This is a genomic window from Microbacterium sp. Root53, from assembly GCF_001426925.1.
Taxonomy (GTDB): domain Bacteria; phylum Actinomycetota; class Actinomycetes; order Actinomycetales; family Microbacteriaceae; genus Microbacterium.
In genome coordinates, this window is record NZ_LMFR01000006.1 from 1 (window position 1) to 25,976 (window position 25,976).

Genomic DNA, 25,976 nt, shown 5'->3' on the forward strand with positions numbered 1-25,976 from the left:
CTCGATCAACGACCACTGAGCATCCGAGAGCATCTGAAACCGCGACACGATCACAGGCTCTCAGCACACCGCCGATCTATTTGCCAGACACGCCCTAGCCTGATGCCATGCGCGCGACTGTCTTCCACGGGCCCGGCGACGTCCGCTTCGAGGAGGTGCCCGACCCCGTCATCGTGGACCCCGGCAACGCGATCGTCCGCGTCGTCGCGGCCTGCGTGTGCGGCTCGGACCTGTGGCGCTACCGCGGCGTGACCGAGGCGCCGGCCCGTCCCGTGCGCATCGGCCACGAGTTCGTCGGCGTTGTCGAGGAGGTCGGCGCCGACGTCACCCGCGTCTCGCCCGGGGACTTCGTGATCGCGCCGTTCTACGACTGCGACATGACGTGCGCCAACTGCCGCAACGGCTTCAGCACGTCATGCCTCGAGATCGGATGGTGGGGCGGCTCGGACCACGCGGGCCACCCGACCGACGGCGGCCAGGGCGAGTACGTGCGCGTGCCGCACGCCGACGGCTCCCTCACGGTGGTGCCGGGCGGCATGCCCGACGACGCGCTCGTCCCCGGTCTGCTGTCGCTCTCCGACGTCATGCTCACGGGGCATCACGCCGCCGTCTCGGCCGGGGTGCGGCCGGGATCCACGGTCGCGGTCGTCGGCGACGGCGCCGTGGGCCTGAGCGGCGTGCTCGCGGCGGCGCGGCTCGGCGCCGAGCGGATCGTCGCGATGTCGCGGCACGAGCCGCGGCAGGCGCTCGCGCGGGCGTTCGGGGCGACCGACGTGCTGGAGCAGCGCGGCGACGAGGGCATCGCGGCGGTCAAGGACCTGTTCGACGGCATCGGGCCCGACGCGGTGCTCGAGTGCGTCGGCACGAAGGAGTCGATGGACCAGGCCCTGCGCTCGGCGCGTCCGGGCGGCCAGGTCGGGTTCGTGGGCGTTCCTCACGGCGGCCCGGAGCTGCCCGTCCGCACGATGTTCAGCAGCAACGTGGGCGTGCGCGGGGGAGTGGCCCCCGTCCGGAACTACGTCGACGAGCTGCTGCCCGAGGTGCTGTCGGGCGCGATCGACCCCGGCCGCGTGTTCGACCTGACCCTGCCGATGGCGGAGGTCGCCGAGGCCTACGCCGCCATGGACGAGCGCCGCGCGATCAAGTCGCTGCTGCGGCCGTGACGGCCATCCTGCTCGCCCTGGCGAGCGCGGCCGCGTACGGGCTGTCCGACTTCCTGGGCGGCGTGCTCTCCAAGCGCGACAGCCCCTGGACCATCGCGCTGTGGGGGCAGATCGGAGCGCTCCTCGCGGCGGGCGCCGCTGCGCTCGCGATCGGCGGCGCCCCGGCTCCGGTCGACCTCGCGTGGGCCGCGCTGGCCGGCACCGGATCCGCCCTCGGCACCGCGTTCCTCTACCGCGGGCTCGCGGCGGGCCGGATGAGCGTGGTCGCGCCGATCTCGGCCGTCGTCAGCGCGGCCGTGCCCGTGGTGGCCGGCGTCGCCGGCGGCGAGCGGCCCGCGCCGCTCGTGTGGGGCGGCATCGCGGTCGGGCTCGTCGCGATCTGGCTCGTCGCGCGGGTGCCCCCGGCGCACGCTGCGTCTCGGACCGGCACCGCCGCGTCGATCCGGGACGGCGTCCTCGCCGGCCTCGGATTCGGCACGGCCTTCGCGGCGATCGGCCAGTTCCGGGAGGAGGCGGGACTCTGGCCCAACGCGCTCGCGATGCTCGTCGCGGTCGTCGTGCTCGCGGCCGGCGTCCTTCTCGTGCGGGCGGGGATCGCGCTGCCTTCGCGCCGCGCGGGGCTCGCGCTGCTCCCCGGAGTGCTCGGCGCCACGGCGCTGACCTTCTTCCTGTTCGCGACCCAGCACGGCCTGCTGACCGTGGTCTCGGTCATCTCGGCGCTCTACCCGGCCGCGACCGTGATCCTCGCCGCGCTCGTCCTGCGCGAGCGCATCCACCGCGGCCAGGCGGTCGGCCTCGCGGCGTGCGCGGTCGCCGTCGCGCTTGTCGCCGCCGGCTGATCCGCCTCAGGACAGCCGCAGGAACCCGTCCACGATCAGCTCCCGCACGCGCGGCAGCAGCTCGGCCCGCAGCGCCGCGCCGTCGACCTCGAGCAGGTCCGCGATCGCCGCGATCAGCGGGCCCACCGGCAGGTCGCCGTCGCACGCGCCCACCAGGGCGGCGAGCCCCGGGTCGGCCTGCAGCGCACGGCCGAACCCGCCGCCCTGCCGCAGCTCGATCACCTGCGGATCCGCGACGCCCGGCAGGTGATGCCGCGCCTCGGTGACGTCCGGGGCGGTGCGGAGCGTGGCCTCGGCGAGCGCGTCGTCGTCCATCGCGACGAGCCGGTCGTGCGCGGCGAGGGCCTCCGCGAGGTGGATGCCGAGGCCGCCCTCCGACGGGATCGGCTGGGGCACGCGCTCGTATCGCGCGAGGGTCGGCTCATCCGCCGCCCGTCGCAGCAGCACGTACCCGAAGCCGATCGCGCTCACGCCGCGCTCGGCGAAGTCGTCCAGCCAGGCGCCCAGCAGCGCGTCGTGCCGCGCGGAGCCCGGCACCGTCCCGCCGTCGCGGATCCACATCTCCGCGTACTGGATGGGATCGAGCTGCTCGCGCTCGACGACCCAGGCGTCCAGCGGGACATCCGACGACTCGATCCACGCGCGCACGCGGTCGAGCCCGTCGACGCCGCCGCGGGTCTCCCAGTTGCCCAGCAGCTGGGCGACGCCGCCGGGCTCGAGGACGGCGCCGACGCCGGCGATCACCTTCTCAACCAGCGCATCCCCGACCATCCCGCCGTCGCGGTACTCGTAGTCCGGCACGCCCAGGGCGCGCGGCGTGATCACGAACGGCGGATTGGAGACGACCCGGTCGAACGTCTCGCCCGCGACCGGATCGATGAGGCTGCCGTGCCGGGTCTCCACCCGACCGCCCTCGGCGTTGAGCAGCGCGTTCAGGCGCGCGAACGCGAGCGCGCGCTCGGAGAGGTCCGTCGCGACCGCGGAGTCGGCGTACCGCAGGGCGCGCAGCGCCTGCACGCCGCACCCGGTGCCGAGGTCGAGCACGCGCCGCGCGGGCGTCGGCAGCTGCAGGCCGGCCAGCGTGAGCGAGGCCCCGCCGACGCCGAGCACGTGGTCCTCGGCGAGCGCCCCGCCGCCGATCGCGAGCTCGTCCAGGTCGCTCGCGAACCACCACTCGCCCGCTCCCTCGCTGTCGAGGTACGACTGGGGCCGGACGATCGCGCGCGGCTCGACCGCATCGCCCGCGACCTCGGCCAGGCCGAGCGACTGGAGGCCGCGGGCGCCGAGGCGCGGCAGCCCCGCATCCACCGCCGGCAAGGGCTGCGCGATGCCGAGCACCAGCAGCCGTCCGAGCGTCGCGAGCGCATCCGACCTGCCGCCGAGCGCGCGCAGCGCCGGGACCCTCAAGCCGCGCCCGATCGCGTCGTCGGCCTCGACGCCCCACGCGGCGCGCAGCGCCTCCGAGCGGAAGCGCGCGGCCGCCAGGTCGCTGGCGAGCGCGGAGCACAGGGCGGCATCGGGGTTCGGGGTCACGGTCCCATTCAACCCCGTGCCGTGTCTCACTTCCGCGCGGAATCGCCCCCGGATTCCGCGCCGAACTGAGACATGGAAGGGGCAGAAAACGGATCTTGCACTCTCACCCCGAGAGTGCTAAAACGGAATTGAGTCCTCATGACTCAGGTCTGAATCGCCACGAGCAGACAGGAGGAGGAATCACGATGGCGATGTTCTTCGACCCGTTCCGTGAGTTCGACCGCGTGGCCGAGCAGCTGTTCGACCGGCAGGGTCCGCGGCTGATGCCGATGGACCTGTACCGCGACGGCGACCACTACGTCCTGAGCGCCGACCTGCCGGGCATCGACCCGGGCAGCGTCGACATCGACGTGGACGGCCAGCTGCTCACCATCCGCGCCGAGCGCACCGCCCGCAGCGCCGAGGGCGTGAAGTGGATCACCCGCGAGCGCGCCACGGGCTCGTACCTGCGCCAGCTCAACCTGGGGCAGGGCATCGACACGGCCGGCATCTCGGCGACCTACGACAACGGCGTGCTGAGCGTGCTCATCCCGATCAGCGAGAAGGCCAAGCCGCGCAAGATCGAGGTCCAGCGCTCCATGACCGCGTCGCAGGACGTCACGCCCGAGCTGACGGCGTAGCCCGCGCAGACGAGGAGGGACCCGGCCGGCGGCCGGGTCCCTCCTCGCGTGCCGGGGGCGTCAGACGTCGCGGCGTGCACCCTCCGAGGGCACGACCGTGAAGGCATGGGGAGCGGCGAAGCCGCGGTCCGCGAACGCGGCTGCCGCGGCCTCGGCCACGGCGTCGACGCGCGCCTCGTCCACGAGCGCGATCGCCGCTCCGCCGAAGCCGCCGCCCGTCATGCGGGCGCCGACCGCGCCCTCGGCGAGCGCGGTCTCCACGGCCGTGTCGAGCTCGGGCACCGAGATCTCGAAGTCGTCCCGCATCGAGACGTGCGAGGCGACCAGCAGGTCGCCGATGGCGCGCGGCCCCTGAGCGCGCAGCGTCTCGACCGTGTCGAGCACGCGCTGGTTCTCGGTGACGATGTGCCGGATGCGGCGGAACGTCACGTCGTCGAGGAGTTCGCGCGCGCGATCCAGCTCCGCGACGGTCACGTCGCGCAGCGCGGGCACGCCCATGGCGGCCGCGCCCCGCTCGCACGCCTCGCGGCGCTCGCGGTAGCCGCCGGTCGAGTGCGAGTGCTTGACGCGCGTGTCGATCACGAGGAGCGAGAGCCCCTCGCGCGCGAAGCCGAGGTCGACCGACTGGGTCTCGAGGCTGCGGCAGTCGAGGAACGTCGCGGCGTCCGCGCGGCCCATGATCGACGAGACCTGGTCCATGATCCCGGTGGGGGCGCCGACCGCCTCGTTCTCGGCGCGGCGCCCGACGCGCGCCATGTCGAGGGGCGCGAGGCCGAGGCCCCACAGCTCGTCGAGCGCCGAGGCCACGGCGCCCTCGATCGCCGCCGACGACGACAGTCCGGCGCCGATCGGGACATCCGACGCGATCGCGATGTCGACGCCCGGCACGTCCGCCGCGGCGCGCCCGGATGCGGCGAGCGCGGCCCAGGCCACGCCCAGCGCGTACGCGGCCCACTCGGGCACGACGCCGCCCGTCACCGCGTGACCGGCGGGGCCGTCGAACGTCGCGGCGAGCTCGGCGACGGGCAGCTCGACCGGCTGCTCGGCGAACGTCGACACCACGCGCACCACGCCGTCGCCGCGCGTGGCCGCGGCGGCGTAGGTGCGGTGCTGGATCGCGAAGGGCAGCACGAAGCCCTCGTTGTAGTCGGTGTGCTCGCCGATCAGGTTCGCGCGGCCGGCCGACGACCACACGCCGGCGGCGGGGGATCCGGCGACCCGGGCGAAGAGCTCCTGAGCCTGGACGAGGGCGGTCACGCCTCGACCCCCGCGGCCTGGTCGGCCTCGGCGATCGCGATGCGCAGGCGCTCCGCGGACTGCTCGGGCGGCACGTCGCCGATCCACGCGCCCATCGCGGCCTCCGAGCCCGCGAGGAACTTGAGCTTGTCGGCCGCGCGACGCGGCGACGTGAGCTGCAGGTGCAGGCGGGCGCTGTCGCGGCCGACCTCGACCGGTGCCTGGTGCCACGCCGCGATGTACGGGGTCGGCGTCGTGTACAGGGCGTCGACACCGCGCAGCAGGCGCAGGTAGAGCGGCGCGAGCTCGTCGCGCTCCTCGGCCGTGAGCTCGGCGAAGTCGGCCGCGTGGCGGCGCGGCGCGAGGTGCACCTCGACGGGCCAGCGCGCGGCGAACGGCACGTAGCCGATCCAGTGCTCGCCCTCGAGGACGACGCGGGGTCCCGCCGACTCGAACTCGATGATGCGGTCGAACAGGTCCGCGCCCTCGCGCTCGATCGACGCCAGCAGCAGCTGCGTGCGCGGCGTGACGTAGGGGTAGGCGTAGATCTGGCCGTGCGGGTGCTGCAGCGTGACGCCGATCTCCTCGCCGCGGTTCTCGAACACGAACACCTGTCGCACGCCGGGCAGCGCCGACAGCGCGGCCGTGCGGTCGGCCCAGGCCTCGATCACGGTGCGCGCGCGCGTGACCGACTGCGTGCCGAACGAGCCGGTGCGCTCCGGGCTGAAGCACACGACCTCGCAGCGGCCGACCGAGGTGCGCGAACGGCCGAGGCCGGGGGCGTTCAGGTCGTCCAGGCCGCGCGGAGCGTCCTCCGCCGCGGGAGCGTCGCCGAACGCCTCGTCCAGCGCGGGGCCGAAGGAGGGCGAGCGGTTCTCGAACACCGCGACGTCGTACGACGACGGCAGCTCCGACGGGTTCGTCGGCGTCTGGGGCGCCAGCGGGTCCAGGTCGGCCGGGGGCAGGTGCGCGCGGTTCTGGCGCGCGGCCGCCACCGAGATCCAGTCGCCGGTCAGCACGTCCCGGCGCATGGTCGCCGTCGCGGGGCGCGGGTCGAGCTCGCGCTCGTCGACGCGGCGCTCGGGCGGCAGCGTCGTGCCCGGGTCGTCGTAGTAGATCAGCTCCCGGCCGTCGGCCAGGCGGGCCGGGCGGCGCACGACGCCGGCGCCCAGCTCCGTCACGGGCAGGTCGGGGGTGTGCGTCATGGGGATCCTTCGGGAGATGCGGCGCATGTTGACGTCAACATGCATGATAGAGGCAGAACGCCGCGAGGCGGTACCCGCGGTTTCGATCGAAGGAGAGCAGGATGGCGCGCAGCGTGTCGGCCGCCGACGTCGCGCGGCTCGCGGGCGTCTCGGGGCAGACGGTGTCCCGCGTGGCCAACGGCGCCGCCAACGTGGACCCCACCACCCGCGCGCGGGTCGAGGCCGCCATGGCCGAGCTCGGCTACCGCCCCAACCGGGCCGCCCGCGCGCTGCGCACCGGCCGCACGCGCACGATCGGCGTGCTCGTCCGCACCCTCGCCACGGTCGGCAACGCCCGCGTGCTCGAGGCCGTGGTCGCGGCGGGCGCGGCGCGCGACCACGCCGTGCTGGTCCTGACCCTCGCGGACGACACACCCGGATCGGCGCAGGCGGCGTTCGCCGCGCTGTCGGATCACCGCGTCGACGGCGCGATCGCGCTCAACGAGGCGACGCCGACCGTGCGGGCCGCCGGTGCCGCCGCCTTCCCGCTGGTCGCCGTCGACTCGGCCCCGGCGCCCGGCCTGATCGCGATCGAGTCGGACCACGCCGGGGGAGCGGCCGCCGCCGTCGCCCGCCTCCGGGATGCGGGTCACGCCACGGTGCACCACCTCGCGGGCCCCGCGGGCTCGTATGCCGCGGACGAGCGAGAACGCGGCTGGCGCGAGGCGCTCGGCGCCCCGGCACCCGAGCCGCTCCGCGGCGACTGGTCGGCGCGCTCCGGCTACGAGCGCGGTGTCGCGCTGGCCGCCGACCCCGAGGTCACCGCCGTGTTCGCCGGGAACGACCAGATGGCGCTGGGCCTGCTGCGGGCGCTGCGCGAGGCCGGCCGCCCGGATGTCGCGGTGATCGGCTTCGACGACGTGGTCGACGCGGCCGACTACCAGCCGCCGCTCACCACGGTCGCGCAGGACTTCGACGCACTCGGCGACGCCGCCGTCGCCCTGCTGATCGACCGGCTCGAGGGCCGTCCCGTGCCCGAGCGCACCGTCATCCCGACCCGCCTGGTGGCGCGCGCGAGCGGCTGAGGCCCGACCGCCTCGCCGAGTCGCGGCGCATCCGGGATGCACACAGGCGCCTCCGTAGAATCGAGAGGATCCGCGACCCGGTCCGGCGGCGAGACCCGCCGGCGACATCCGGGATGCGATCCACACGCATATGACGACGGACCTCCCCCGGCGCCAGGCCGCACCCCGCAGACGGCCGCTCGCCCCTCTCCCCGCGGCGGCGTTCGCCGTGCTCCTCGGGCTGGCCTGCGCGGCGCCCGCCCACGCGGCGGTCGAGCCGGACGAGCCGACGGCCGATCTCACGCTCGCGCCCGCCGCGCAGGGATTCCTGCGGCCCGGTGCCTCGCTGACCACGACGCTCACGATCGAGAACGCCTCGACGGAGCCGATCGAGGGCGCGACCGCGACCCTCTCGATCGGCCGCACGCCCCTCGCGGACCGCACGCAGCTGCGCGCGTGGCTCGACGGGACGACCCAGGGCGTCACGCTGACGCCCGCGGGCACGGCGCCGGCCGAGGACCTCGCCCCCGGGGCGCAGGACACGGTCGGGATCGCCGTTCCCGCCGACCACGAGGCGCTCGAGGGGCTGCGGCCCGGCGTGTACCCGATCCGGGCCCAGCTCGGCGACGCGACGGCCGAGAGCGTGGTCGTGATCGAGGACGAGACCGAGCCGGTCGGCCTGGTCGTCCCCATCACGGCCGCGCCGCAGTCGTCGGGTCTGCTCGGGGCCGAGCAGCTCGCGGAGCTCACCGCGCCCGAGGGCGCGCTCACCGCCCAGCTCGACGCGGTCGCGGGCACCGAGGCGATCCTCGCGATCGATCCCGCGATCCCGGCGGCGATCCGGGCGCTACGGGACACGGCACCCGAGAGCGCCGTGGAGTGGCTCGACCGCCTCATGGTCATGCCGAACGACCGCTTCGCGCTGCAGTTCGCGGACGCCGACGTCGCGGCCCAGCTGCAGGCCGGTCTCGAGACGCCGCTGTCGCCGATCTCGCTCGAGGCGTACCTCGCGGCGCCCCCGCAGCCGGATCCGACGCCCACGCCGACCGAGACGGTCGCCGGGGCGTCCGAGCCGGAGGAGGAGCTCGACCTCGACGCGCTGCTCGACATCGGCGACGCCGAGCCCTCGATCCACTGGCCCATGCCAGGGGCCGTGGGTCCCGGCGTCCTCGACGCGCTGCGGACGCCGGATCCCGACGCGATCGCGCTCGTCCCGTCCGACGCGACGACGCAGGGTGCCGACGGATCCGCTGTGCCCGCCCGCGGCGACGGCCTGCTGATCTACGACGCGGGCGTCACCGCGGCGCTCGACGACGTGGCCCGGGCGACCGGCGAGCCCGCGCGGGACGCCGCCGCGGTCGCGGCGAGCGCGGAGCTGTGGTTCGCGGCCGAGCAGACGGGCGACGCACCGCTCCTCGTCGCGCTCGACCGCGGGGCCGGGCTGACCGACGAGGACGGCGCGGACGACGCCGCGGCCGACCTCGTCGATCGGCTCAGCGCGGCCGTGGACGTCGTGACGGGCAGCGCCGCGATCGACGCGCAGCGCCTGCCGCAGCTGCTCGACGCCGCGCCGGCGGCCGTGACGCCGGCCGAGCCGTCCGCGGACGAGAGCCGGGCGGCCTTCGTCACCGAGACCATCGAGTCCGAGAAGCGCATCGCCCGCACGGCCACGGTGCTCGAGGACCCGACCCTGCTCACGGGCCAGGTGCGCGCCGAGGCGCTGCACGTGCTCTCGGTCGGCTGGGACGGCGAGCGCTCGGCGTGGGAGGACGCGGTCACGGCCTTCCGCGAGCGCACCGGAGAGCGCGCGAACGCCGTGGGCATCGAGCCGCCCGCCACGGTCCAGCTGATCAGCGCGGGTGCGAACCTGCCCGTCTGGATCCGGAACGACCTCCCGTACGAGGTGACGGTCACGCTCGTCGCCCGCCCGGACGATCCGCGTCTCGACGTGGTCGAGTTCACGCAGGTGGTGGCGCAGCCGAGCAGCAGCACGACGATCGAGGTCCCGGTCGAGGCCCGGGTCGGAAACGGCGACGTCGACATCGAGCTCAGCCTGCTGAGCCCCGAGGGCGAGCTGATCGGCCCCGTGCAGACCGTGGAGGTCACGGTGCGCGCCGACTGGGAGCGCATCGGCATCATCGTGCTCGTCGCCCTCGTCGTCGGCCTGATCGGCACCGGCATCGTGCGCACCGTGCTGCGCCGGCGCCGCGCCGCGGCGGCCGAGCCGACCGGATCCTCCGGGACCGACGACGAGCCCTCGAAGGGACCGGATGCATAGCCTCGGCCGCGCCAGCGCCATGATCGCGGCCGGCACGCTCGTCTCGCGCGTGACCGGCCTGATCCGCACCACCGTGCTCGTCGCCGCGATCGGCGCCTTCGGGCACGCGTCCGACGCGTTCACGATCGCCAACCAGCTCCCGAACTACGTGTTCCAGGTGATCTCGGCCGGCCTCATCACGGCCGTGCTGGTCCCCCAGGTGGTGAAGTGGAGCGGCCGCGAGGACGGCGGTCGCGAGCACCTCTCCAAGCTGTTCACGCTCGGCACGGTCGTGCTCCTCGTGGTGACGGCGCTCGCGATGCTGGCGGCGCCATGGCTCATCCGGCTCTTCGGCGCCGACTACACGCCCGACCAGATCGCGCTCGGCACGGCGTTCGCGTACTGGTGCCTGCCGCAGGTGTTCTTCTACGGCATGTTCGCGCTCATCGGCGAGACCCTGAACGCACGCCGCGTCTTCGGCCCGTACGCGTGGGCGCCGATCGTCAACAACATCGTGTCGATCGTGGGCTTCGCGGTCTTCATCGCCGTCTTCGGCGGCGAGCGCAGCGAGGTCGGCGAGTGGGACCCGACGATGATCGCGGTCCTCGGCGGCGTGGCCACCGCCGGCATCGTGGCGCAGACGGTCGTCCTCGCGGTGTTCTGGCGCCGGACGGGCCTGCACCTCCGGCCCGACTTCGACTGGCGCGGCATGGGGCTCGGCGAGATCCGCTCGCTCGCCGGCTGGAGCTTCGCGATGCTGCTCGTGGGACTCGTGGTCTCGACCGTGCAGCAGCAGGTGATCTCGGCGGCCTCGGGAGACGAGGCCTCGGCGACGGTCTGGTTCAACGCCTGGCTCGTCTTCATGCTCCCGTACTCGATCATCGTGATGTCGATCGGCACCCCGTACTTCACGCAGCTGTCGGAGCACGCGTCCGCCGGGCGAGACGACGAGGTGCGCGGCGACATCCAGCGCAGCGTCCGCTCGCTGGGCCTCCTGGTCGTGATCGCGGCGGTGGCGCTGATCGTCGCGGCGGTGCCCGCGTCGCGCATCTTCACAGGCAGCGCGGGAGAGGCGCTGGCCGCCGCTCCCGTGCTCATCGGATTCCTCGTGTGCCTGGTGCCGCTGGCCGTGCAGTTCGTGGTGCAGCGGACGTTCTACGCGTACGGCGACACCCGCACGCCGTTCTTCTTCACGGTGTTCCAGGCCGCGATCGCCATCGGCCTCGCGCTGCTGATGCCGCTCGTCGTCGCCGAGGATCTCCTGACCGCGGCCGTCGCGCTGGGCCAGTCGATCTCGAGCATCGCGCAGGCCGTGCTCGCGGTCTGGCTGCTGCGCCGCCGGCTCGGACCGCTCGGCATGGGCCGGTCCCTCTGGGCGCTCACCCGTTTCACTCTGGCGGCGATCCCCGCCGGCGCCGCGGCGTTCGGTGTGTACCTGCTCGCCGGTGGGCACGCGGGATGGATGGCAGCCGACGGCGTGGACGGGATGCCGGGCAAGCTGCTCGGAGCGGTCGGGACCGGGGTGGTCGGGCTGGTCGCCCTCGTGATCTACGTCGCGGTCCTGGCGGTGTTCCGCACGCCGGAGCTGCGCACCGCCGCGGGCCTCTTCGGCCGCCTCCTCGGCCGCTGACCCGCACAGCCCGGGAGCGCTCCCACTGACCGGGATGGCGCGGGCATCCATGCCCTTGTGAGGCACCCGGCCCCTCGTTAGCGTGCGAGACACCGTGCGCACCGCGCCGGAGCATGACCACGAGTACGAGGGGGTACCGTCACGTGTCGTTCCTGGACAGGCAGCACACCATCGCCCCGCCCGGATACAGCCGATGGCTCATCCCCCCGGCGGCGCTGGCCATCCACCTCTGCATAGGGCAGGCCTACGCGACGAGCGTCTACAAGAACGCGCTGGTCGCGCACTTCGACACCTCGCTCACGGCGATCGGGATCATCTTCTCGATCGCCATCGTCATGCTGGGGGTCTCGGCGGCCCTGCTCGGCACCTGGGTCGAGAGGGTCGGCCCGCGCAAGGCGATGTTCACGTCGGCGTGCTTCTGGGCATCGGGGTTCCTGATCGGGGCGCTCGGCATCGCGACGTCGCAGCTGTGGCTCGTGTACCTGGGCTACGGCGTGATCGGGGGCATCGGCCTCGGCATCGGCTACATCTCGCCGGTGTCGACGCTGATCAAGTGGTTCCCCGACCGGCCGGGGCTCGCGACCGGCATGGCCATCATGGGCTTCGGCGGCGGCGCGCTGGTCGCCTCCCCGGTCTCGCGGCAGCTGATGTCGCTGTACGACCCGGCGTACGACCCGGCCGATTCGACGTCGGTCGCCTCCGGATCGGCCGTCGCGATGCTGTTCCTGACGCTCGGCATCGTGTACTTCCTCGTCATGATGATCGGCGTCTTCAACGTGCGCACGCCCGCCCCCGACTGGAGGCCGGCCGGATGGGATCCCGCCAGCATCAAGAGCAAGCCTCTCGTCACCACCGCGCACGTCTCGGCGCGCAACGCGATCCGGACGCCGCAGTTCTGGCTGCTGTGGATCGTGCTGTTCTGCAACGTGACGGCGGGGATCGGGATCCTCGAGCAGGCGAGCCCGATGATCCAGGACTTCTTCCGCACCGGCGAGGCGTCGCTCGTGACGGCGACCACGGCGGCGGGCTTCGTGGCCCTGCTGTCGCTGTTCAACATGGCCGGGCGCTTCGTGTGGTCGTCGACCAGCGACTTCATCGGACGCAAGCCGATCTACATGGTCTACCTCGGCGTGGGCGTCGTGCTGTACACGCTGCTCGCGCTCGCGGGGGCGAGCAGCACGCTGCTGTTCGTCGCGCTGGCGGCGGTCATCCTGTCGTTCTACGGCGGCGGGTTCGCGACCATCCCGGCGTACCTGCGCGACCTGTTCGGCACGTTCCAGGTGGGCGCGATCCACGGGCGCCTGCTCACGGCCTGGTCAGCGGCCGGCATCGCGGGGCCGCTGATCATCAACGGATTCCTGGACGCGCAGGGCGAGCCGGGTCAGCTCGTCGCGGCGGACTACCGTCCGGCCCTCCTGACCATGGTCGGCGTGCTCGCGGTCGGCTTCGTCGCGAATCTGCTGGTGCGCCCTGTGGCGGCCCGGTTCCACGAGCCGGCGCCCGCCGCGACGGCCGAGCCGCCCGCCGTGGCCCATGCGGGAGCCGCCGCACGGAGCGCGGCGACGACGATCGACGACGAGGAGGAGGGCCGATGACCAGGACCGAGATCCCGGCCGACGCGCCGGAGCAGCGCGGACAGACGATGCGACTGGTGCTCTCGTGGCTGATCGTGGGCATCCCGCTCGCGTACGCGCTCGTCCAGACGATCTCCTCGGTGATGCCGCTGTTCGCGGGCTGAACCGCGCACATCGCACCCCGACGGGCACCGCGTCAAGCCTCTATTAGTGCACTCAGGGCTCGTGGTTCTCTGCTGTGTCCCCCGGCGAGAGGGCCGGGGGACACAGCAGAGAGCGAGGTCGGACATGAGCACCACCCACCACACCACGCGGCGCTTCGCGGAGACGCCCGTGCAGAAGGCGGCCTTGGTCTTCGGGATCGTCTTCTTCATCGTCGGGCTCGGCGGGTTCATCCCCGGGCTGACGCAGGACGTCGAGAGCCTCCAGTTCGCGGGCCACGAGTCGCACGCGATGCTGATGGGCGTCTTCCAGGTGTCGATCCTGCACAACATCGTGCACCTGCTCTACGGAGTGGTCGGCGTCCTGGCCGCCCGCACGTTCGGCGGAGCCAAGCAGTTCCTCATCTGGGGCGGCGCCGTCTACGCGCTGCTGTGGCTGTACGGACTGGTGGTGCCGGACGAGCACGCGGCCAACTTCGTGCCGCTGAACGCCGCCGACGACTGGCTGCACTTCGTGCTGGCCGCCGCGATGATCGCGCTGGGCGTCCTGCTGGGTCGCCGCGCGGCGCACGCGACCCACGATCGCCGCTGATCCGCACACACCCGCAGCCCCCGGTCGCCCGCACACGACCGGGGGCTGCGACTCGTATCGATAGATTTTGGTCTATGGAATAGCCCGCGCGTACCATGTGTTGTGGCAGTCGGAACCCCGCCCGACATCACACCCTGGAGGCCTCGTGCGACAGCTCATCATCATCGGATCGGGTCCGGCCGGATTCACCGCCGCGATCTATGCGGCCCGGGCGAACCTGAGCCCCCTCGTCGTGGCCAGCTCGGTCGAGGTGGGCGGTGAGCTGATGAACACCACCGAGGTCGAGAACTTCCCAGGGTTCCCCGAGGGCATCATGGGCCCCGAGCTCATGCAGAAGATGCAGGAGCAGGCCGAGAAGTTCGGCGCCGAGATCCGCTACGACGACGTGACGGAGCTCGACCTGTCGGGCGACGTCAAGAAGGTCACGCTCGGCAGCGGCGCCGTCGAGGAGGCGCAGGCCGTGATCTTCGCGACCGGCTCGGCCTACCGCAAGCTGGGCCTCCCGGGCGAGGAGCGCCTGTCCGGCCACGGCGTCTCGTGGTGCGCCACGTGCGACGGCTTCTTCTTCCGCGAGAAGACCATCGCGGTCGTCGGCGGCGGCGACTCGGCCATGGAGGAGGCGACCTTCCTCACCAAGTTCGCCTCGAAGGTCTACGTGATCCACCGCCGCGACACGCTCAAGGCCTCCAAGATCATGCAGCAGCGCGCCCTGGCGAACGAGAAGATCGAGTTCATCTGGAACGCCGAGGTCGCCGACATCCTGGGCGAGTCGGCCGTCGAGGGCGTCACGCTGCGCGACACCGTCACGGGCGAGACGCGCGACCTGGCGCTCGAGGGTCTGTTCGTCGCGATCGGCAACGACCCGCGCACGCACCTCGTGCACGACCAGCTCGAGCTGACGCCCGAGGGCACGATCGCCGTGATCGGCCGCACCTCGCGCACGTCGGCCCCGGGCGTGTTCGCGGCGGGCGACGTCATCGACCCGACCTACCGCCAGGCCGTCACGGCCGCGGCGAGCGGGACGGTCGCCGCGCTGGACGCCGAGCACTTCCTGGCGTCGCTGGGCGACGCCGACGAGCCGGCCCCCGCCGAGGACCAGCTCGTCGAGGCCTGAGAGGCCGCGGAACAACCACAGCCCCTCCCGCGTTGCGGGTGAAGACGCACTTCCCACCGAAGGAGATCCACATGACCGCCAAGGCCACCACCTCGGCCACGTTCGAGCAGGACGTCCTGCAGGCCGACGGCCCCGTGCTCGTCGACTTCTGGGCCGCGTGGTGCGGCCCGTGCCGCATGGTCGCGCCGGTGCTCGACGAAATCCAGGCCGAGAACCCCGACAAGATCACGATCCTCAAGCTCAACGTCGACGAGAACCCGGATCTGGCCATGAAGTACCAGATCACGTCGATCCCGGCCATGAAGGTCTTCAAGAACGGCGAGGTCGCCACCACGATCATCGGCGCCAAGCCGAAGTTCGCGCTCGAGCAGGACCTCGCGGAGTTCCTCAAGTAAGGACCCGCACCCCACGAAGCCCCGGCCCCGCGCCGGGGCTTCGTCGTTCCCCGTGCGACGGATCAGCGCCCGTCGACGACGCGGACGACCGCATCCCAGCGGCGGTGCGTGTTCTCCTGGCCGATCAGGCGCCAGACCGCGCGGGTCAGCTCCGGGTACTCGGCCGCGATCAGGCGCAGCAGGCGCTGATTGCGGGCCGCCGTGGGGCGCAGGCCGCCATCCGCCTCGATGTGCTCCGCGCGGAGGGTGAAGACGACGAGCTCGTCGACCGTCGGCAGGTCCTCCATGAACTCCCAGGGGTCCTCGCCGCCGCGCAGCCGCTCGTGGATGAGCGTCGCGAGCTCGTCCGCGGCCTCGGCGCGCAGCACCTCGACGCTCGCGCGTCGGCGGGGGAGTTCGGCGGGCTCGCTCACCATACAAGGCTACGCGCGCACGCCTGGACGGGATCCGGATGCCCCACTCTGTGGAGAGCCCGCGATCTCGGCACCGAGATCACATCCATCCGGCGAGATCACATCCATCCGGCGAGAGGACATCCATCCGCGTGTGATCTCGCGCGCCCGATGTGACGTGGACGGAGCGGATGTGATCTCGAGCAGCGGGATGCCCGCGCTCAGCGGCGAGCGGAGTAGAGGAGCTCGGGCCGGCCGGCGTGGCCGTAGCGCGGCTCCCGGGCGGCGAGCCCGGCCTCGACCAGCCGCTCGAGATAGCGGCGGGCGCTGACCCGCGCCATCCCCAGGCTCTCGCCCAGCTCGGCGGCCGAGACGGGTTCGGTCTGCGCCTCGAGAGCCTCGGCGACGCGCTCCAGCGTGAGCGGGGAGACGCCCTTGCGCTGACCTGCGGACGCGAGCGCGTCCCGGCGCAGCAGCGCATCGACCGCGGACTGGTCCAGCGGAGCGCCGGCGACCAGCGCGGCATCGCGCTCGTGCGCCCTCCAGACGTCGTCGAGCCGCTCGTGCAGGGCCTGCATGGGGAAGGGCTTCACGAGGTAGTGGTGCACGCCGTGGGCGCGGGCGAGCCGGACCGTCTCGAGGTCGCGTGCCGCGGTCACAGCGATCACCTCGACGCGCGACCCGGCCGCGCGCGCCCGCCCCAGCACCGTGACGCCGGAGATGTCCGGCAGGTACACGTCGAGCAGCATGACGTCGGGCTCGAGCTCGGCGAGCGCGCGCAGCGCCTCCGTGCCTGTCGACGCGACGCCCACGACCTCGTACCGCGGATGGCGCTCGACGAAGCCCCGCGTGACGTGCGCCACCGCGAAGTCGTCCTCGACGATGAGCGCCCGCAGCCGCGTCACGACAGCGCCTCCTCGCGACGGGCGGGCGCGGGAGATCCGCTCGCCGGCAGCGCCACGACGAAGCGCGCGCCGCCCGCGGGGGAGCCGCCCACCTCCACCGTGCCGCCCAGCCGCTCCACGATGCGCGCGACGAGCGTGAGCCCGTATCCGCGACGTCCGCCGCGGTCCTTGGTCGAATACCCGAGAGAGAATACGTCGCGTCGCCGGTCCTCCGGCACGCCCGGCCCGTCGTCGTCCACCACGATGTCGATCCGCTCGTCCCCGCCTCGGATCCGGAGCGTCACGGTGCCGCCGCGGCCGGCGGCGTCCATGGCGTTGTCGAGGAGGTTGCCCACCACCGTCACGAGATCTCCGCCGTCGCCGCAGCCGTGCGAGAGGTACGAGTCGCTCGTGACGGCCAGCGCGACGCCGAGCTCGCGTGCGCGTGCCCGCTTCGCGAGCAGCAGGGCGGCGAGCTCGATGTCGTGTATGCCGTCGTGGGCATCCACTCGCGTGATGGCCCCGCCGTCGCCGCTGCGCTCGATCACCCGCATGGCGGCGTCGGTCTCGCCGAGCTCGATCAGCCCGCCGAGCGTGTGCAGCGTGTTGGCGAACTCGTGCTGCTGCGCCCGGAGGCCCTCGGTGAGGCTCTGCGCGCCCGCGAGCTCCTGCAGCGCGCGATCCAGCTCCGTGCGGTCGAGCAGGATCACCACGGTGCCCACGTCGCGGCCGTGCACCCGCACGGGCGCGGCCCGGGCGACGAGCACCCGCTCGCCCGACAGCACGAGCCGCTGCGGCGCCTCGCCCGCCCTCACCTCGTCCAGCAGCCCGGCGAGGTCGTCCTCGAGCAGGTCGGCGGCCGCCACTCCGATCGCGTCCGCCGGCGATTCCAGCCCGAGCAGGCGCGCCGCGGCATCGTTGCACAGCGACACCCGCCCGTCGTCGTCGAAAGCCACGAGGCCCTCCCGGATGCCGTGCAGCGTCGCCTCGCGGGTCTCCAGCAGCCCGCGGATCTCGTCCGGCTCCAGACCGTAGATGCGCCGCCGCACCATGCGCGCCACGCCCGTCGCGGCGACGACGCCGATCACGGTGGCCGCGCCGAGCGCCAGCAGGAAGCCGGTCATGTCGGCCAGGAAGTCCGCGCGGAGGTCCGACTCCAGGATGCCGACCGACACCTGGCCCATGACCTCGCCGTCGCCGTCGAACACCGGGACCTTGACGCGCCAGGACTCGCCGAGGGTGCCGGTCTGCGTTCCCACGTACATCTCGCCCGACAGCGCGACGCTCGGATCCGTCGACACGACCTCGCCGATCAGGTCGGGGTTCGGGTGCGAGTACCGGATGCCCTCGTCGTCCGTGACGACGACGTACGCGACGTCCGAGGCGTCGCGGATCAGCTCGGCGATCGGCTGGATCACGGCGGAGGGATCCGGATCGTCGTACGCCTCCAGGATCGTGGGAAGCTGAGCGACCGACTGGGCGACCGCGATCATGCGCTCCTGGGATGCCTCGCGGATCTGCCGCTCCTGCGTCCAGAGGGCGGCGAGTCCGACGGTGAGCACGACCGCGAGCACGATGACGACCTGCAGCAGCACGAGCTGCGTGCGGAGCGTCATCGCCTTCATCACGCGGTCCATCGTAGGCGAGCGCGCCACGACCGGACCCGGGCGGCCGGGGGACCGAAACGACCGAAAGTCCCCGTTGCGAACGCAAGCCGCGCAGGCCCCGGCGACCGCCCTAGGCTCCGGACATCCCGCTCGCGGCGTCGACGCCGCGCGACACAGGACTGGACTCGAGGAGGAGCCCATGACACAGCACACCCGTACGCCCGCCCGCCTCATCGCCGGCGCGTTCCTCGGCGCCGCGGCGCTCGCCCTGACCGCGTGCTCCGGTGCCGGCGGCGGCACCGCGGGAGGCGGCGGCGAGGAGCCGGCCGCCATCCAGAGCGTGTCGGTCATCGCCCCCGCCGACCCGGGCGGCGGCTGGGACCAGACCGCGCGCGCGGCCGCCGAGGCCCTCACCTCTGCCGGGCTGGTGTCGTCCGCGCCGGTCACGAACATCGGCGGCGCCGGCGGCACCATCGGCCTCGCGTCGCTCGCGACCGAGACCGACCCGAACACCCTGATGATCACCGGCAGCGTCATGGTCGGCGCGGTCGAGACCAACCAGTCCGAGAACCGCATCGAGGACATGACGCCGATCGCGCGCCTCACGGAGGAGCCGCTCGTGCTGGTCGTCCCCGGTGACAGCGAGTACGACACGCTCGACGACTTCCTGTCCGACTGGGCCGAGCAGGGCGCGTCACTGCCCATCACGGGCGGCTCCTCGGGCGGCATCGACAACATCCTCGCGGCGCAGCTGCTCGAGGACGCCGGCGTCGAGGACGTCGTCGGCTCGCTCAACTACATCGCGAACGCGGGTGGCGGCGAGGCCGTGACCCTGCTCCTGAGCGGCCAGGTCGCGGCCGGCATCTCGGGCGTCGGCGAGTTCGCCGAGCAGATCAAGGCGGGGGAGCTGAAGGCGCTGGCCGTCTCGTCGGCGGAGCCCGCGGCGCTGCTCCCGGACGTCCCGACCCTGCAGGAGCAGGGCGTGGACATCACGCTGACGAACTGGCGCGGCCTGATCGCGCCCGGCGGCATCGAGGACGCGCAGAAGGAGGCGCTCGTCGGCCTCGTCACCGACCTCCACGAGACCGAGGAGTGGACCGAGACCCTCGAGACGAACGGATGGACCGACGCCTTCCTCACGGGCGACGACTTCTCGTCGTTCCTCGAGGAGGACATCGCCACGACGCAGGACACGCTGCGCACACTGGGGATCATCGAGTGATGATCGAGCCTCCGATCACGACGGGCACCGCGGCCGCTTCGGCCGCGGTGCCCCGCGCACGCAGGTGGGGTGAGCTCGGCTTCATCGGCGTCATCCTCGTGTTCTCGATCGTCGCCCTCGTCATGACGGGGACCATCCGGGAGCCGGTCGGCTCGTCGAACGTGCTGGGCGCGCGCGTGCTGCCCTACGTGATCAACGCCCTCATGCTGATCACCTCGGTCGCGGCGGCCATCGCGGTGCTGCGCGGCGACGTCGGCGCCCCCGAGGACAGCGAGGATCTCGACCACGACGCGCCGACGTCCTGGCGCACCGTGCTGCTGGTGGTGCTGTCGTTCGCGTCCCTGATCGTCACGATCCCGTATGCGGGCTGGCCCGTCGCGGTGACGATCCTGTTCGCGGGCGCGTCGCTCGCGCTGGGCGCACGGTCCTGGTGGAAGGCCCTGATCATCGGCGCCGTGCTCGGCGTCGTGACCTACGTCGTGTTCGGCGAGCTGCTGGGTCTCTCGCTGCCCCTGTTCGGATCGGCCTGGTGAGGGGTTCCCCATGGACAGTCTGAATCTGCTGCTCGAGGGCTTCGCGACCGCGATCCAGCCCGCATACCTGCTGTACGCGTTCCTCGGCGTGCTGCTCGGCACGGCGGTCGGCGTGCTGCCCGGCATCGGGCCCGCCATGGCGGTGGCGCTGCTGCTTCCGCTCACCTACACGCTGGACGTGACGTCGGCGATCATCATGTTCGCCGGCATCTACTACGGCGGCATGTACGGCGGGTCGACGACGTCGATTCTGCTCAACACACCGGGGGAGTCGTCCTCGATCGTCACGGCGATGGAGGGCAACAAGATGGCGCGCGCGGGTCGCGCGGCCGCCGCGCTCGCCACCGCCGCGATCGGGTCGTTCGTCGCCGGCACGCTCGCGACGGTCGGCCTCACCTTCTTCGCGCCCGGGATCGCCCAGTTCGCGAAGACCTTCGGGCCGGCCGACTACTTCGCGCTCATGATCGTCGCGTTCCTCACGATCGGCGCCCTGCTGGGCGGCAGCCCCGTGCGGGGCATGGTGTCGCTCGCCGTCGGCCTCTTCCTCGGGCTGGTCGGCACCGACACCCTGACGGGTCAGGCGCGTTTCACGTTCGGCATTCCCAACCTGGGCGACGGCATCGACGTCGTGATCATCGCCGTGGGCCTGTTCGCGGTCGGCGAGGCGCTGCACATCGGCTCCCGCCTGCGGCACAGCACGCCGCCCGTGCGCCCGGTGTCAGGCAGCTGGCGATCGTGGATGTCCAAGAGCGACTGGAAGCGGTCGTGGAAGCCGTGGCTGCGCGGCACCGCGATCGGGTTCCCGATCGGGTCGATCCCGGCGGGCGGCGCCGACGTCGCGACCTTCCTGTCGTACGCCACCGAGAAGAAGCTCACGCGCGAGCCCTATCGGCAGCAGTTCGGCAAGGGAGCGATCGAGGGCGTCGCGGGCCCGGAGGCCGCGAACAACGCCGCGGCGGCGGGCGTTCTCGTGCCGCTGCTCACGCTCGGCATCCCGACCACCGCGACCGCGGCAGTCATCATCTCGGCGTTCACGACCTACGGCATCCAGCCCGGCCCGCTGCTGTTCGAGAACCAGTCCGCGCTCGTGTGGGCGCTCATCGCGAGCCTCTACATCGGCAATGTGGTGCTCGTGGTCCTGAACCTGCCGCTGGTGGGCCTGTGGGCGAAGGTGCTGCAGATCCCGCGGCCGTATCTCTACGCGGGGATCCTGGTCTTCGCCGGCCTCGGGGCCTACGCCGCCAACTTCCAGGTCTTCGACATCGCCGTGCTGCTGCTGCTCGGTGTGATCGGCTTCTTCATGCGCCGCCACGGATATCCCGTCGCACCGATGGTCGTCGGCGGCATCCTGGGGCCGATGGCCGAGGAGCAGCTGCGCAAGGCGATGGCGATCAGTCAGGGCGACCCGTCGATCCTGGTCCGCAGCCCTGTCTCGATCGTCATCTACGTCGCGCTGGCGCTGCTCCTGATCGGCGGATTCTGGCTGCGCCGCCGCCAGGCTCGCTTCGAGGCCGCGATCCCGGATGTCGACACGACGACGATCCGCGCGGTGGACGCGGAGATCGCGAGGCAGCTGGGTCGCGACTGACGATCCCGCGAAGGAGGGCGCTGGAGCGGTCGATCCGCCCCAGCGCCCTCTTCTCTCACCCGTCCCCCGTCAGTGGTTGCGGAGCTTGTCGATCAGCTCGTCCTTCTTGAGCTTGGAGACGCCCTCGATGCCGAGCTCCTTCGCCCGATCGCGAAGCTCGTCGACCGTGCGATCCTCGTAGTTCTCGGCGCTGCCGCCGCGCTCGCCCACGTCCTCGCGCCCGTCGCGGGCGGCGGCGTTCGCGATGCGCGCGGCCTTCTCCTTGGAGTTGCCCTCCTCGCGGAGCTTCTCGTAGAGCTCCTCGTCCTTGATGCTGCGGTTCGGCATGTCAGAACCCCTTCCCGCCCGTCACGGGCAGCACGGCGCCGGACGTGTACGACGCCTCGTCACTGGCCAGGTAGACGTATGCCCCGGCGAGCTCGACCGGCTGGCCCGCCCGGCCGAGCGGCGTATCGGCCCCGAACTCCTTGACCTTGTCGGCCGGGAATCCCGTGGCCGGGATGAGCGGCGTCCAGATCGGCCCGGGGGCGACGCCGTTCACGCGGATGCCCTTGGGCCCGAGCTCGGTGGCGAGCGCCTGGATGAACGCGACCTGCGCGGCCTTGGTCATCGCGTAGTCCAGCAGGACCGAGGACGGCTGCGACGCCTGGATGGACGTCGTCACGATGATGGATGCCCCAGGCGACATGTGAGGCACGGCCTCGCGCGCGAGCACCATCGCCGAGATCAGGTTCGTGTGGAACGTCCGCTCGATCTCGGACACCTGGAGCGTGTCCACACCCTCACGCTGACGCTGATATGCCGCGTTCGGAATGAGGATGTCGAGGCCGCCGAGCTCGTCGCGCGCGGCCGACACGACCTCGATGCAGGCCTGCTCCTCGGTCAGGTCGGCCGGCAGCAGCACGGCCTTGCGGCCGGCTTCGCGCACATGGCGCTCGGTGACCTGCGCGTCTTCCTCCTCCTCGGGCAGGTACACGATCGCGACGTCGGCGCCCTCCCGGGCGAAGGCGATCGCGACCGCACGGCCGATCCCGGAGTCGCCTCCCGTGATCAGGGCTTTCCGGCCGACGAGGCGCTCCCGGCCCTGCCAGCTGGTCTCGCCGTGGTCGGGCTGCGGGTCCATCTCGCTCGTGAGCCCCGGCTGGGTGGGCTGCTCCTGCTCGGGGAACTCGCCCGAGGGCTCGCGCGGGTCGGACTGGTTCAGGGTGTCGGTCAAGGCAGCCTCCTTCGCGTGGTCGATGTCGCGTGCCACGCTACGGAGATGCGGCCGACCGCCCCAGGGACTTGACGTCCGCGGGGGAGTGGCCTACCGGGTGAACCGGCGCGTCAGTTTCCGTACCCCTCCTCGCCAAGCTCGGCGAGGATGCGGTTCAGGTCCTGGATCGTCGCGAAGTCGATCTTGATCTGACCCTTGCGCGAGGTCAGGTCGATCTTGACCTTGGTGTTGAGGCGGTCTCCCAGGCGCTCCGCCACGTCGTTTAGGAACGCCCGCCGCGCGCCCGGCTGCGGTTTGGGTGCTCGCGAACCCGGCTCCTCGGCGGCGATCGTCTTCGCGGCGGCCTCCGCGCCACGCACCGAGAGATCCTCGTTCACGATCTTCTCGGACAGTCGCTGCATCGCCTCGGCGTCCTCGAGCGACAGGATGGCCCGCGCGTGCCCCGCGCTCAGCACGCCCGCCGCCACGCGCTGCTGCACGGGAACCGGCAGCCGCAGCAGTCGGATCGTGTTGCTGATCTGCGGACGCGAGCGCCCGATCCGCTTGGCCAGCTCGTCCTGCGTGATGCCGAAGTCCTCGAGCAGCTGCTGGTAGGCCGAGGCCTCCTCCAGGGGGTTCAGCTGCGAGCGGTGCAGGTTCTCGAGCAGCGCGTCGCGCAGCAGCGCGTCGTCGGACGTGTCGCGGATGATCGCGGGGATCTCCGTGAGCCCCGCCTCGCGAGAGGCCCGCGTGCGCCGCTCGCCCATGATGAGCTCGTAGGTCCCGTCGCCCTTGTCGCGCACCACGACCGGCTGCAGCACTCCGAACTCGCGCACGCTGTGCACCAGCTCGGCGAGGTCCTCGGGGTCGAAGTGCGTACGCGGCTGACGCGGGTTGGGAACGATGCTGTGAGGGTCGATGTGCACCAGGCGGGCGCCGGGCACCGCCACGAGGTCCTCTTCCGGCTCGCGCTCGGCGACCGCCGTGGCCGTCGCGGCCTGCGCGGCGACCTGCTCCGCCGCCTCGTCGGCCTTCTTGAGCGACCCCCCGGGGAAGAACACGTCGACGGGGCGCGCCTCGCTCGACTCGGCCGTGGGGATCAGGGCGCCGATCCCGCGTCCCAGACCTGTCCGCTTCGCCATCAGGACTCCTTCTTCTCGGCGATACCGTCGCCGCGTCGCACGATCTCCACGGCGGCCTCGCGGTACGCGATCGCGCCCGCCGAGTTGCCGTCATAGGCGATCACTGTCTGACCGAAGCTCGGAGCCTCGGAAATCCGCACTGACCTGGGAATTAGTGTCCCCAGAACCTCGTCGGGGAAGTGGGAGCGCACCTCGTCGGCGACCTGCTGCGACAGCTTGGTGCGCGCGTCGTACATGGTCAGCAGGATCGTCGAGAGTCGCAGGCCGCGGTTGAGGTGCTTCTGGATCATGGTGATGTTGCCCAGCAGCTGGCTCAGGCCCTCCAGCGCGTAGTACTCACACTGGATCGGCAGGAAGACCTCTTCGGCCGCGGTGAACGCGTTGATCGTCAGCAGACCCAGCGAAGGCGGGCAATCGATCAGGATGAAGTCCAGCGGGGTGTCCAGATCTCGGAGGTACTCGTCGATCGCGGTCTTCAGCCTCTGCTCGCGTGCGACCTGTGTCACGAGCTCGATCTCGGCGCCGGCCAGGTGGATGTTGCTGGGGGCGCAGAACAGGGTGTCGGACTCCGGGCTCTTCTGCACCACGTCCGAGATGGGGAACCCGTCGATCAGGACGTCATAGATGCTCGGGATGTCCGCGCTGTGGGGGATGCCGAGCGCCGTGGAGGCGTTGCCCTGCGGGTCCAGGTCGATGACGAGCACACGCCCACCGAGCGACGCCAGGGCCGCGGCGATGTTGACCGTGGTCGTCGTCTTGCCGACTCCGCCCTTCTGGTTCGAGATCGTCATGATCCGGGTGCGCCCCGGGAACTCGACCTGGACGTCCGCCAGCGCGCGCCGACGAGCCGAGAGATCGGCCAGTTCGCGAGCCAGGGGAGTGTCGTCGGGGAGTGCGAACGACGCCGCCTTCTCGGACTGTTTCACGTGAAACACTCTTCCCTTCGCGAGCCGGCCGGTCTCTCCACCCTAACCTCTCCGACGGACACGTCTCGGCGTGTCGCCCGATGTTTCCAGACCGGGAACAGATGAGCCCGGCCGGTCATGACGCACGCCTCGATGGAGAGAGTTTCACGTGAAACATCACCCCAGCAGACGCAGGACGCCGGGGCACAGCTCCACACGCACGGGAAGCGTGCCGATCAGCTCACCGTCACGGAAGACCGCCGGCCACGAGTCCCGAGCGCCGGTTGCCGCGATCTCGACCGTGCGGCCCGGCGTCGCCGTGAGGTGCGCCGACCGCAGGTGCTGGCCCATCAGCATGGCGGGGAAGATGCGCGCGGCAGTGAGCCGACCGACGTCGGCCGCGAGGATGACGTCGAGGATTCCGTCGTCGACGCGGGCGGACGGAGCCACCGCGATTCCTCCGCCGATTCGCGGTGCGTTCGCCACGGTGACGAGCGCCCCGTCGCTCCGCCACTCCAGCTGCACCGCGCCGCGCTCGTCGAACACCGTCACGTCGTAGCCCCAGGCGCGGTACACCAGGATCTCCGCGACAGCGGCGAACACATAGCGCGACGAGCCGCGAGGCCACCGCAGACGGTTGGCACGGGCGTTCACAGCGCCGTCCAGCCCTGCCGACACCGCACCAGCGACCCAGCGCTCGCCCCCGGTCACGCCTGGGCCGCTCACCCGCAGCAGATCGACAGCTCTCGTCGACGTCCCCGCGAGCACCCCCGCGCGCACGGCCTCGATCGCACTGTCGGTGGATCGGGGGAGGCCGGCAGACGCCGCGAAGTCGTTTCCCGACCCCACGGGGACGATACCGAGGGGGAGAGCGGTCTCCGCCAGCGCTTGGATGCCCAGATGCACCATGCCGTCGCCCCCGACGACCACGAGCGCGTCGATCTGGCCCTCGGCGACCGCGCGGCGCACGCTCGCCAGCGCCTCGACTGCATCGAGGGCCGAGAGCGAGACGGCCTCCGCGCCCGCGTCCATGAGCGCCCTGGCTGCTGCGGATCCGACCCGGCGTCCCCGCCCGCTCCCCGCCGTGGGGTTCACCACGAGCCCGACCCGCCGGATCATGATCCTCACGCTACCGTCCCGGGATGT

25 protein-coding genes are annotated in these 25,976 nt (G+C 72.3%); 14 read left to right on the forward strand and 11 right to left on the reverse strand.

What is annotated here, in order from left to right; all coding sequences use genetic code 11:
* Positions 1–107 precede the first annotated feature (107 nt).
* Together ASD19_RS03350 and ASD19_RS03355 are read left to right on the forward strand one after the other, a co-directional pair.
* Complete coding sequence (locus tag ASD19_RS03350; RefSeq protein WP_055988747.1) at positions 108–1,163, forward strand: zinc-dependent alcohol dehydrogenase family protein; 1,056 nt, start codon at positions 108–110, stop codon at positions 1,161–1,163.
* Positions 1,160–2,002, forward strand: a complete 843-nt coding sequence (locus tag ASD19_RS03355) for an EamA family transporter (RefSeq protein WP_200941053.1) — start codon at positions 1,160–1,162, stop codon at positions 2,000–2,002. The genes ASD19_RS03350 and ASD19_RS03355 overlap by 4 nt, the downstream gene beginning before the upstream one ends.
* 6 nt (positions 2,003–2,008) lie before the next feature.
* Here the strand turns inward: ASD19_RS03355 and ASD19_RS03360 are convergent, their stop codons facing one another.
* Positions 2,009–3,535: a DUF7059 domain-containing protein gene (locus tag ASD19_RS03360; RefSeq protein ID WP_082542943.1), complete on the reverse strand. Its 1,527-nt coding sequence runs from the start codon at positions 3,533–3,535 to the stop codon at positions 2,009–2,011.
* A 185-nt stretch (positions 3,536–3,720) separates the two neighbouring features.
* Between ASD19_RS03360 and ASD19_RS03365 the strand changes: the two genes are divergently transcribed.
* Positions 3,721–4,155 (forward strand): Hsp20/alpha crystallin family protein, encoded by a 435-nt coding sequence (locus ASD19_RS03365; protein ID WP_055988749.1) that lies wholly within the window; start codon positions 3,721–3,723, stop codon positions 4,153–4,155.
* Positions 4,156–4,215: 60 nt separating this feature from the next.
* Here ASD19_RS03365 and galK read toward each other — a convergent pair whose 3' ends face one another.
* Positions 4,216–5,412 (reverse strand): galactokinase, encoded by a 1,197-nt coding sequence (gene galK, locus ASD19_RS03370; RefSeq protein ID WP_055988750.1) that lies wholly within the window; start codon positions 5,410–5,412, stop codon positions 4,216–4,218.
* Positions 5,409–6,596 (reverse strand): galactose-1-phosphate uridylyltransferase, encoded by a 1,188-nt coding sequence (gene galT, locus ASD19_RS03375; RefSeq protein WP_055988751.1) that lies wholly within the window; start codon positions 6,594–6,596, stop codon positions 5,409–5,411. The genes galK and galT overlap by 4 nt, the downstream gene beginning before the upstream one ends.
* Positions 6,597–6,697: 101 nt before the next feature.
* On the opposite strand from galT, the gene ASD19_RS03380 reads away from it, so the two are divergent.
* The 8 genes from ASD19_RS03380 to trxA all read left to right on the forward strand — a co-directional run bounded on the left by ASD19_RS03380 (position 6,698) and on the right by trxA (position 15,362).
* On the forward strand, positions 6,698–7,660 hold the full coding sequence (locus tag ASD19_RS03380) for a LacI family DNA-binding transcriptional regulator (RefSeq protein ID WP_055988752.1): 963 nt from the start codon (positions 6,698–6,700) through the stop codon (positions 7,658–7,660).
* A gap of 130 nt (positions 7,661–7,790) precedes the next feature.
* Positions 7,791–9,917 carry a DUF6049 family protein gene (locus tag ASD19_RS03385; protein WP_156377091.1) on the forward strand — a complete coding sequence of 709 codons (2,127 nt, stop codon included), beginning with the start codon at positions 7,791–7,793 and terminating at the stop codon, positions 9,915–9,917.
* Entirely contained in the window at positions 9,910–11,526 is a 1,617-nt protein-coding gene (murJ, locus tag ASD19_RS03390; RefSeq protein ID WP_055988754.1) for a murein biosynthesis integral membrane protein MurJ, read from the forward strand. Before ASD19_RS03385 ends, murJ begins: the two co-directional genes overlap by 8 nt.
* A gap of 143 nt (positions 11,527–11,669) precedes the next feature.
* Complete coding sequence (locus ASD19_RS03395) at positions 11,670–13,121, forward strand: OFA family MFS transporter (RefSeq protein ID WP_200941054.1); 1,452 nt, start codon at positions 11,670–11,672, stop codon at positions 13,119–13,121.
* The gene (locus ASD19_RS14585) at positions 13,118–13,264 is read left to right on the forward strand and encodes an MFS transporter small subunit (protein ID WP_156377092.1); all 147 of its coding nucleotides are present in this window, start codon (positions 13,118–13,120) and stop codon (positions 13,262–13,264) included. Before ASD19_RS03395 ends, ASD19_RS14585 begins: the two co-directional genes overlap by 4 nt.
* Before the next feature lie 124 nt (positions 13,265–13,388).
* A complete protein-coding gene (locus ASD19_RS03400; RefSeq protein WP_055988755.1) occupies positions 13,389–13,853 on the forward strand; it encodes a DUF4383 domain-containing protein in 465 nt (154 codons plus the stop codon).
* A 145-nt stretch (positions 13,854–13,998) separates the two neighbouring features.
* The gene (gene trxB / locus ASD19_RS03405; protein ID WP_055988756.1) at positions 13,999–14,967 is read left to right on the forward strand and encodes a thioredoxin-disulfide reductase; all 969 of its coding nucleotides are present in this window, start codon (positions 13,999–14,001) and stop codon (positions 14,965–14,967) included.
* Between the two features lie 71 nt (positions 14,968–15,038).
* Positions 15,039–15,362, forward strand: a complete 324-nt coding sequence (trxA, locus tag ASD19_RS03410) for a thioredoxin (protein ID WP_055988757.1) — start codon at positions 15,039–15,041, stop codon at positions 15,360–15,362.
* A 62-nt stretch (positions 15,363–15,424) separates the two neighbouring features.
* Here trxA and ASD19_RS03415 read toward each other — a convergent pair whose 3' ends face one another.
* From ASD19_RS03415 to ASD19_RS03425, 3 genes are all read right to left on the reverse strand, one after another.
* Positions 15,425–15,775: a tryptophan synthase subunit alpha gene (locus tag ASD19_RS03415; RefSeq protein WP_374198166.1), complete on the reverse strand. Its 351-nt coding sequence runs from the start codon at positions 15,773–15,775 to the stop codon at positions 15,425–15,427.
* A 200-nt stretch (positions 15,776–15,975) separates the two neighbouring features.
* Positions 15,976–16,659, reverse strand: coding sequence for a response regulator (locus ASD19_RS03420; protein WP_055988759.1), 684 nt, complete (start codon positions 16,657–16,659; stop codon positions 15,976–15,978).
* Positions 16,656–18,263, reverse strand: a complete 1,608-nt coding sequence (locus ASD19_RS03425) for an ATP-binding protein (RefSeq protein ID WP_055988795.1) — start codon at positions 18,261–18,263, stop codon at positions 16,656–16,658. Before ASD19_RS03425 ends, ASD19_RS03420 begins: the two co-directional genes overlap by 4 nt.
* A 181-nt stretch (positions 18,264–18,444) precedes the next feature.
* Between ASD19_RS03425 and ASD19_RS03430 the strand changes: the two genes are divergently transcribed.
* From ASD19_RS03430 to ASD19_RS03440, 3 genes are read left to right on the forward strand one after another with little or no spacing between them, the layout of a single operon-like run.
* On the forward strand, positions 18,445–19,467 hold the full coding sequence (locus ASD19_RS03430) for a Bug family tripartite tricarboxylate transporter substrate binding protein (RefSeq protein WP_055988760.1): 1,023 nt from the start codon (positions 18,445–18,447) through the stop codon (positions 19,465–19,467).
* Complete coding sequence (locus tag ASD19_RS03435) at positions 19,467–20,000, forward strand: tripartite tricarboxylate transporter TctB family protein (RefSeq protein WP_055988796.1); 534 nt, start codon at positions 19,467–19,469, stop codon at positions 19,998–20,000. Before ASD19_RS03430 ends, ASD19_RS03435 begins: the two co-directional genes overlap by 1 nt.
* Before the next feature lie 10 nt (positions 20,001–20,010).
* Positions 20,011–21,588 (forward strand): tripartite tricarboxylate transporter permease, encoded by a 1,578-nt coding sequence (locus ASD19_RS03440; protein WP_055988761.1) that lies wholly within the window; start codon positions 20,011–20,013, stop codon positions 21,586–21,588.
* 69 nt (positions 21,589–21,657) lie between these two features.
* Here ASD19_RS03440 and ASD19_RS03445 read toward each other — a convergent pair whose 3' ends face one another.
* The 5 genes from ASD19_RS03445 to ASD19_RS03465 form a co-directional block, all read right to left on the reverse strand.
* Entirely contained in the window at positions 21,658–21,915 is a 258-nt protein-coding gene (locus ASD19_RS03445; protein ID WP_055988762.1) for a DUF7218 family protein, read from the reverse strand.
* Between the two features lies 1 nt (position 21,916).
* Positions 21,917–22,804: an SDR family oxidoreductase gene (locus ASD19_RS03450; RefSeq protein ID WP_055988763.1), complete on the reverse strand. Its 888-nt coding sequence runs from the start codon at positions 22,802–22,804 to the stop codon at positions 21,917–21,919.
* A gap of 110 nt (positions 22,805–22,914) precedes the next feature.
* Positions 22,915–23,925, reverse strand: a complete 1,011-nt coding sequence (locus ASD19_RS03455; RefSeq protein WP_055988764.1) for a ParB/RepB/Spo0J family partition protein — start codon at positions 23,923–23,925, stop codon at positions 22,915–22,917.
* Positions 23,925–24,851 carry a ParA family protein gene (locus ASD19_RS03460; RefSeq protein WP_055988797.1) on the reverse strand — a complete coding sequence of 309 codons (927 nt, stop codon included), beginning with the start codon at positions 24,849–24,851 and terminating at the stop codon, positions 23,925–23,927. The genes ASD19_RS03455 and ASD19_RS03460 overlap by 1 nt, the downstream gene beginning before the upstream one ends.
* 156 nt (positions 24,852–25,007) lie before the next feature.
* Positions 25,008–25,949 (reverse strand): diacylglycerol/lipid kinase family protein, encoded by a 942-nt coding sequence (locus ASD19_RS03465; protein WP_055988765.1) that lies wholly within the window; start codon positions 25,947–25,949, stop codon positions 25,008–25,010.
* Positions 25,950–25,976: the final 27 nt, after the last annotated feature.

What these genes read in the sequence shown, in the direction of transcription:
- ASD19_RS03350 (WP_055988747.1), top strand. Translation starts at nt 108, where the DNA reads ATGCGCGCGACTGTCTTCCACGGGCCCGGCGACGTCCGCTTCGAGGAG.
- ASD19_RS03365 (WP_055988749.1), top strand. Translation starts at nt 3,721, where the DNA reads ATGGCGATGTTCTTCGACCCGTTCCGTGAGTTCGACCGCGTGGCCGAG.
- galT (WP_055988751.1), bottom strand. Translation starts at nt 6,596, where the DNA reads ATGACGCACACCCCCGACCTGCCCGTGACGGAGCTGGGCGCCGGCGTC.
- ASD19_RS03380 (WP_055988752.1), top strand. Translation starts at nt 6,698, where the DNA reads ATGGCGCGCAGCGTGTCGGCCGCCGACGTCGCGCGGCTCGCGGGCGTC.
- ASD19_RS03385 (WP_156377091.1), top strand. Translation starts at nt 7,791, where the DNA reads ATGACGACGGACCTCCCCCGGCGCCAGGCCGCACCCCGCAGACGGCCG.
- murJ (WP_055988754.1), top strand. Translation starts at nt 9,910, where the DNA reads ATGCATAGCCTCGGCCGCGCCAGCGCCATGATCGCGGCCGGCACGCTC.
- ASD19_RS14585 (WP_156377092.1), top strand. Translation starts at nt 13,118, where the DNA reads ATGACCAGGACCGAGATCCCGGCCGACGCGCCGGAGCAGCGCGGACAG.
- ASD19_RS03400 (WP_055988755.1), top strand. Translation starts at nt 13,389, where the DNA reads ATGAGCACCACCCACCACACCACGCGGCGCTTCGCGGAGACGCCCGTG.
- trxA (WP_055988757.1), top strand. Translation starts at nt 15,039, where the DNA reads ATGACCGCCAAGGCCACCACCTCGGCCACGTTCGAGCAGGACGTCCTG.
- ASD19_RS03425 (WP_055988795.1), bottom strand. Translation starts at nt 18,263, where the DNA reads ATGAAGGCGATGACGCTCCGCACGCAGCTCGTGCTGCTGCAGGTCGTC.
- ASD19_RS03430 (WP_055988760.1), top strand. Translation starts at nt 18,445, where the DNA reads ATGACACAGCACACCCGTACGCCCGCCCGCCTCATCGCCGGCGCGTTC.
- ASD19_RS03435 (WP_055988796.1), top strand. Translation starts at nt 19,467, where the DNA reads ATGATCGAGCCTCCGATCACGACGGGCACCGCGGCCGCTTCGGCCGCG.
- ASD19_RS03440 (WP_055988761.1), top strand. Translation starts at nt 20,011, where the DNA reads ATGGACAGTCTGAATCTGCTGCTCGAGGGCTTCGCGACCGCGATCCAG.
- ASD19_RS03445 (WP_055988762.1), bottom strand. Translation starts at nt 21,915, where the DNA reads ATGCCGAACCGCAGCATCAAGGACGAGGAGCTCTACGAGAAGCTCCGC.
- ASD19_RS03455 (WP_055988764.1), bottom strand. Translation starts at nt 23,925, where the DNA reads ATGGCGAAGCGGACAGGTCTGGGACGCGGGATCGGCGCCCTGATCCCC.
- ASD19_RS03465 (WP_055988765.1), bottom strand. Translation starts at nt 25,949, where the DNA reads ATGATCCGGCGGGTCGGGCTCGTGGTGAACCCCACGGCGGGGAGCGGG.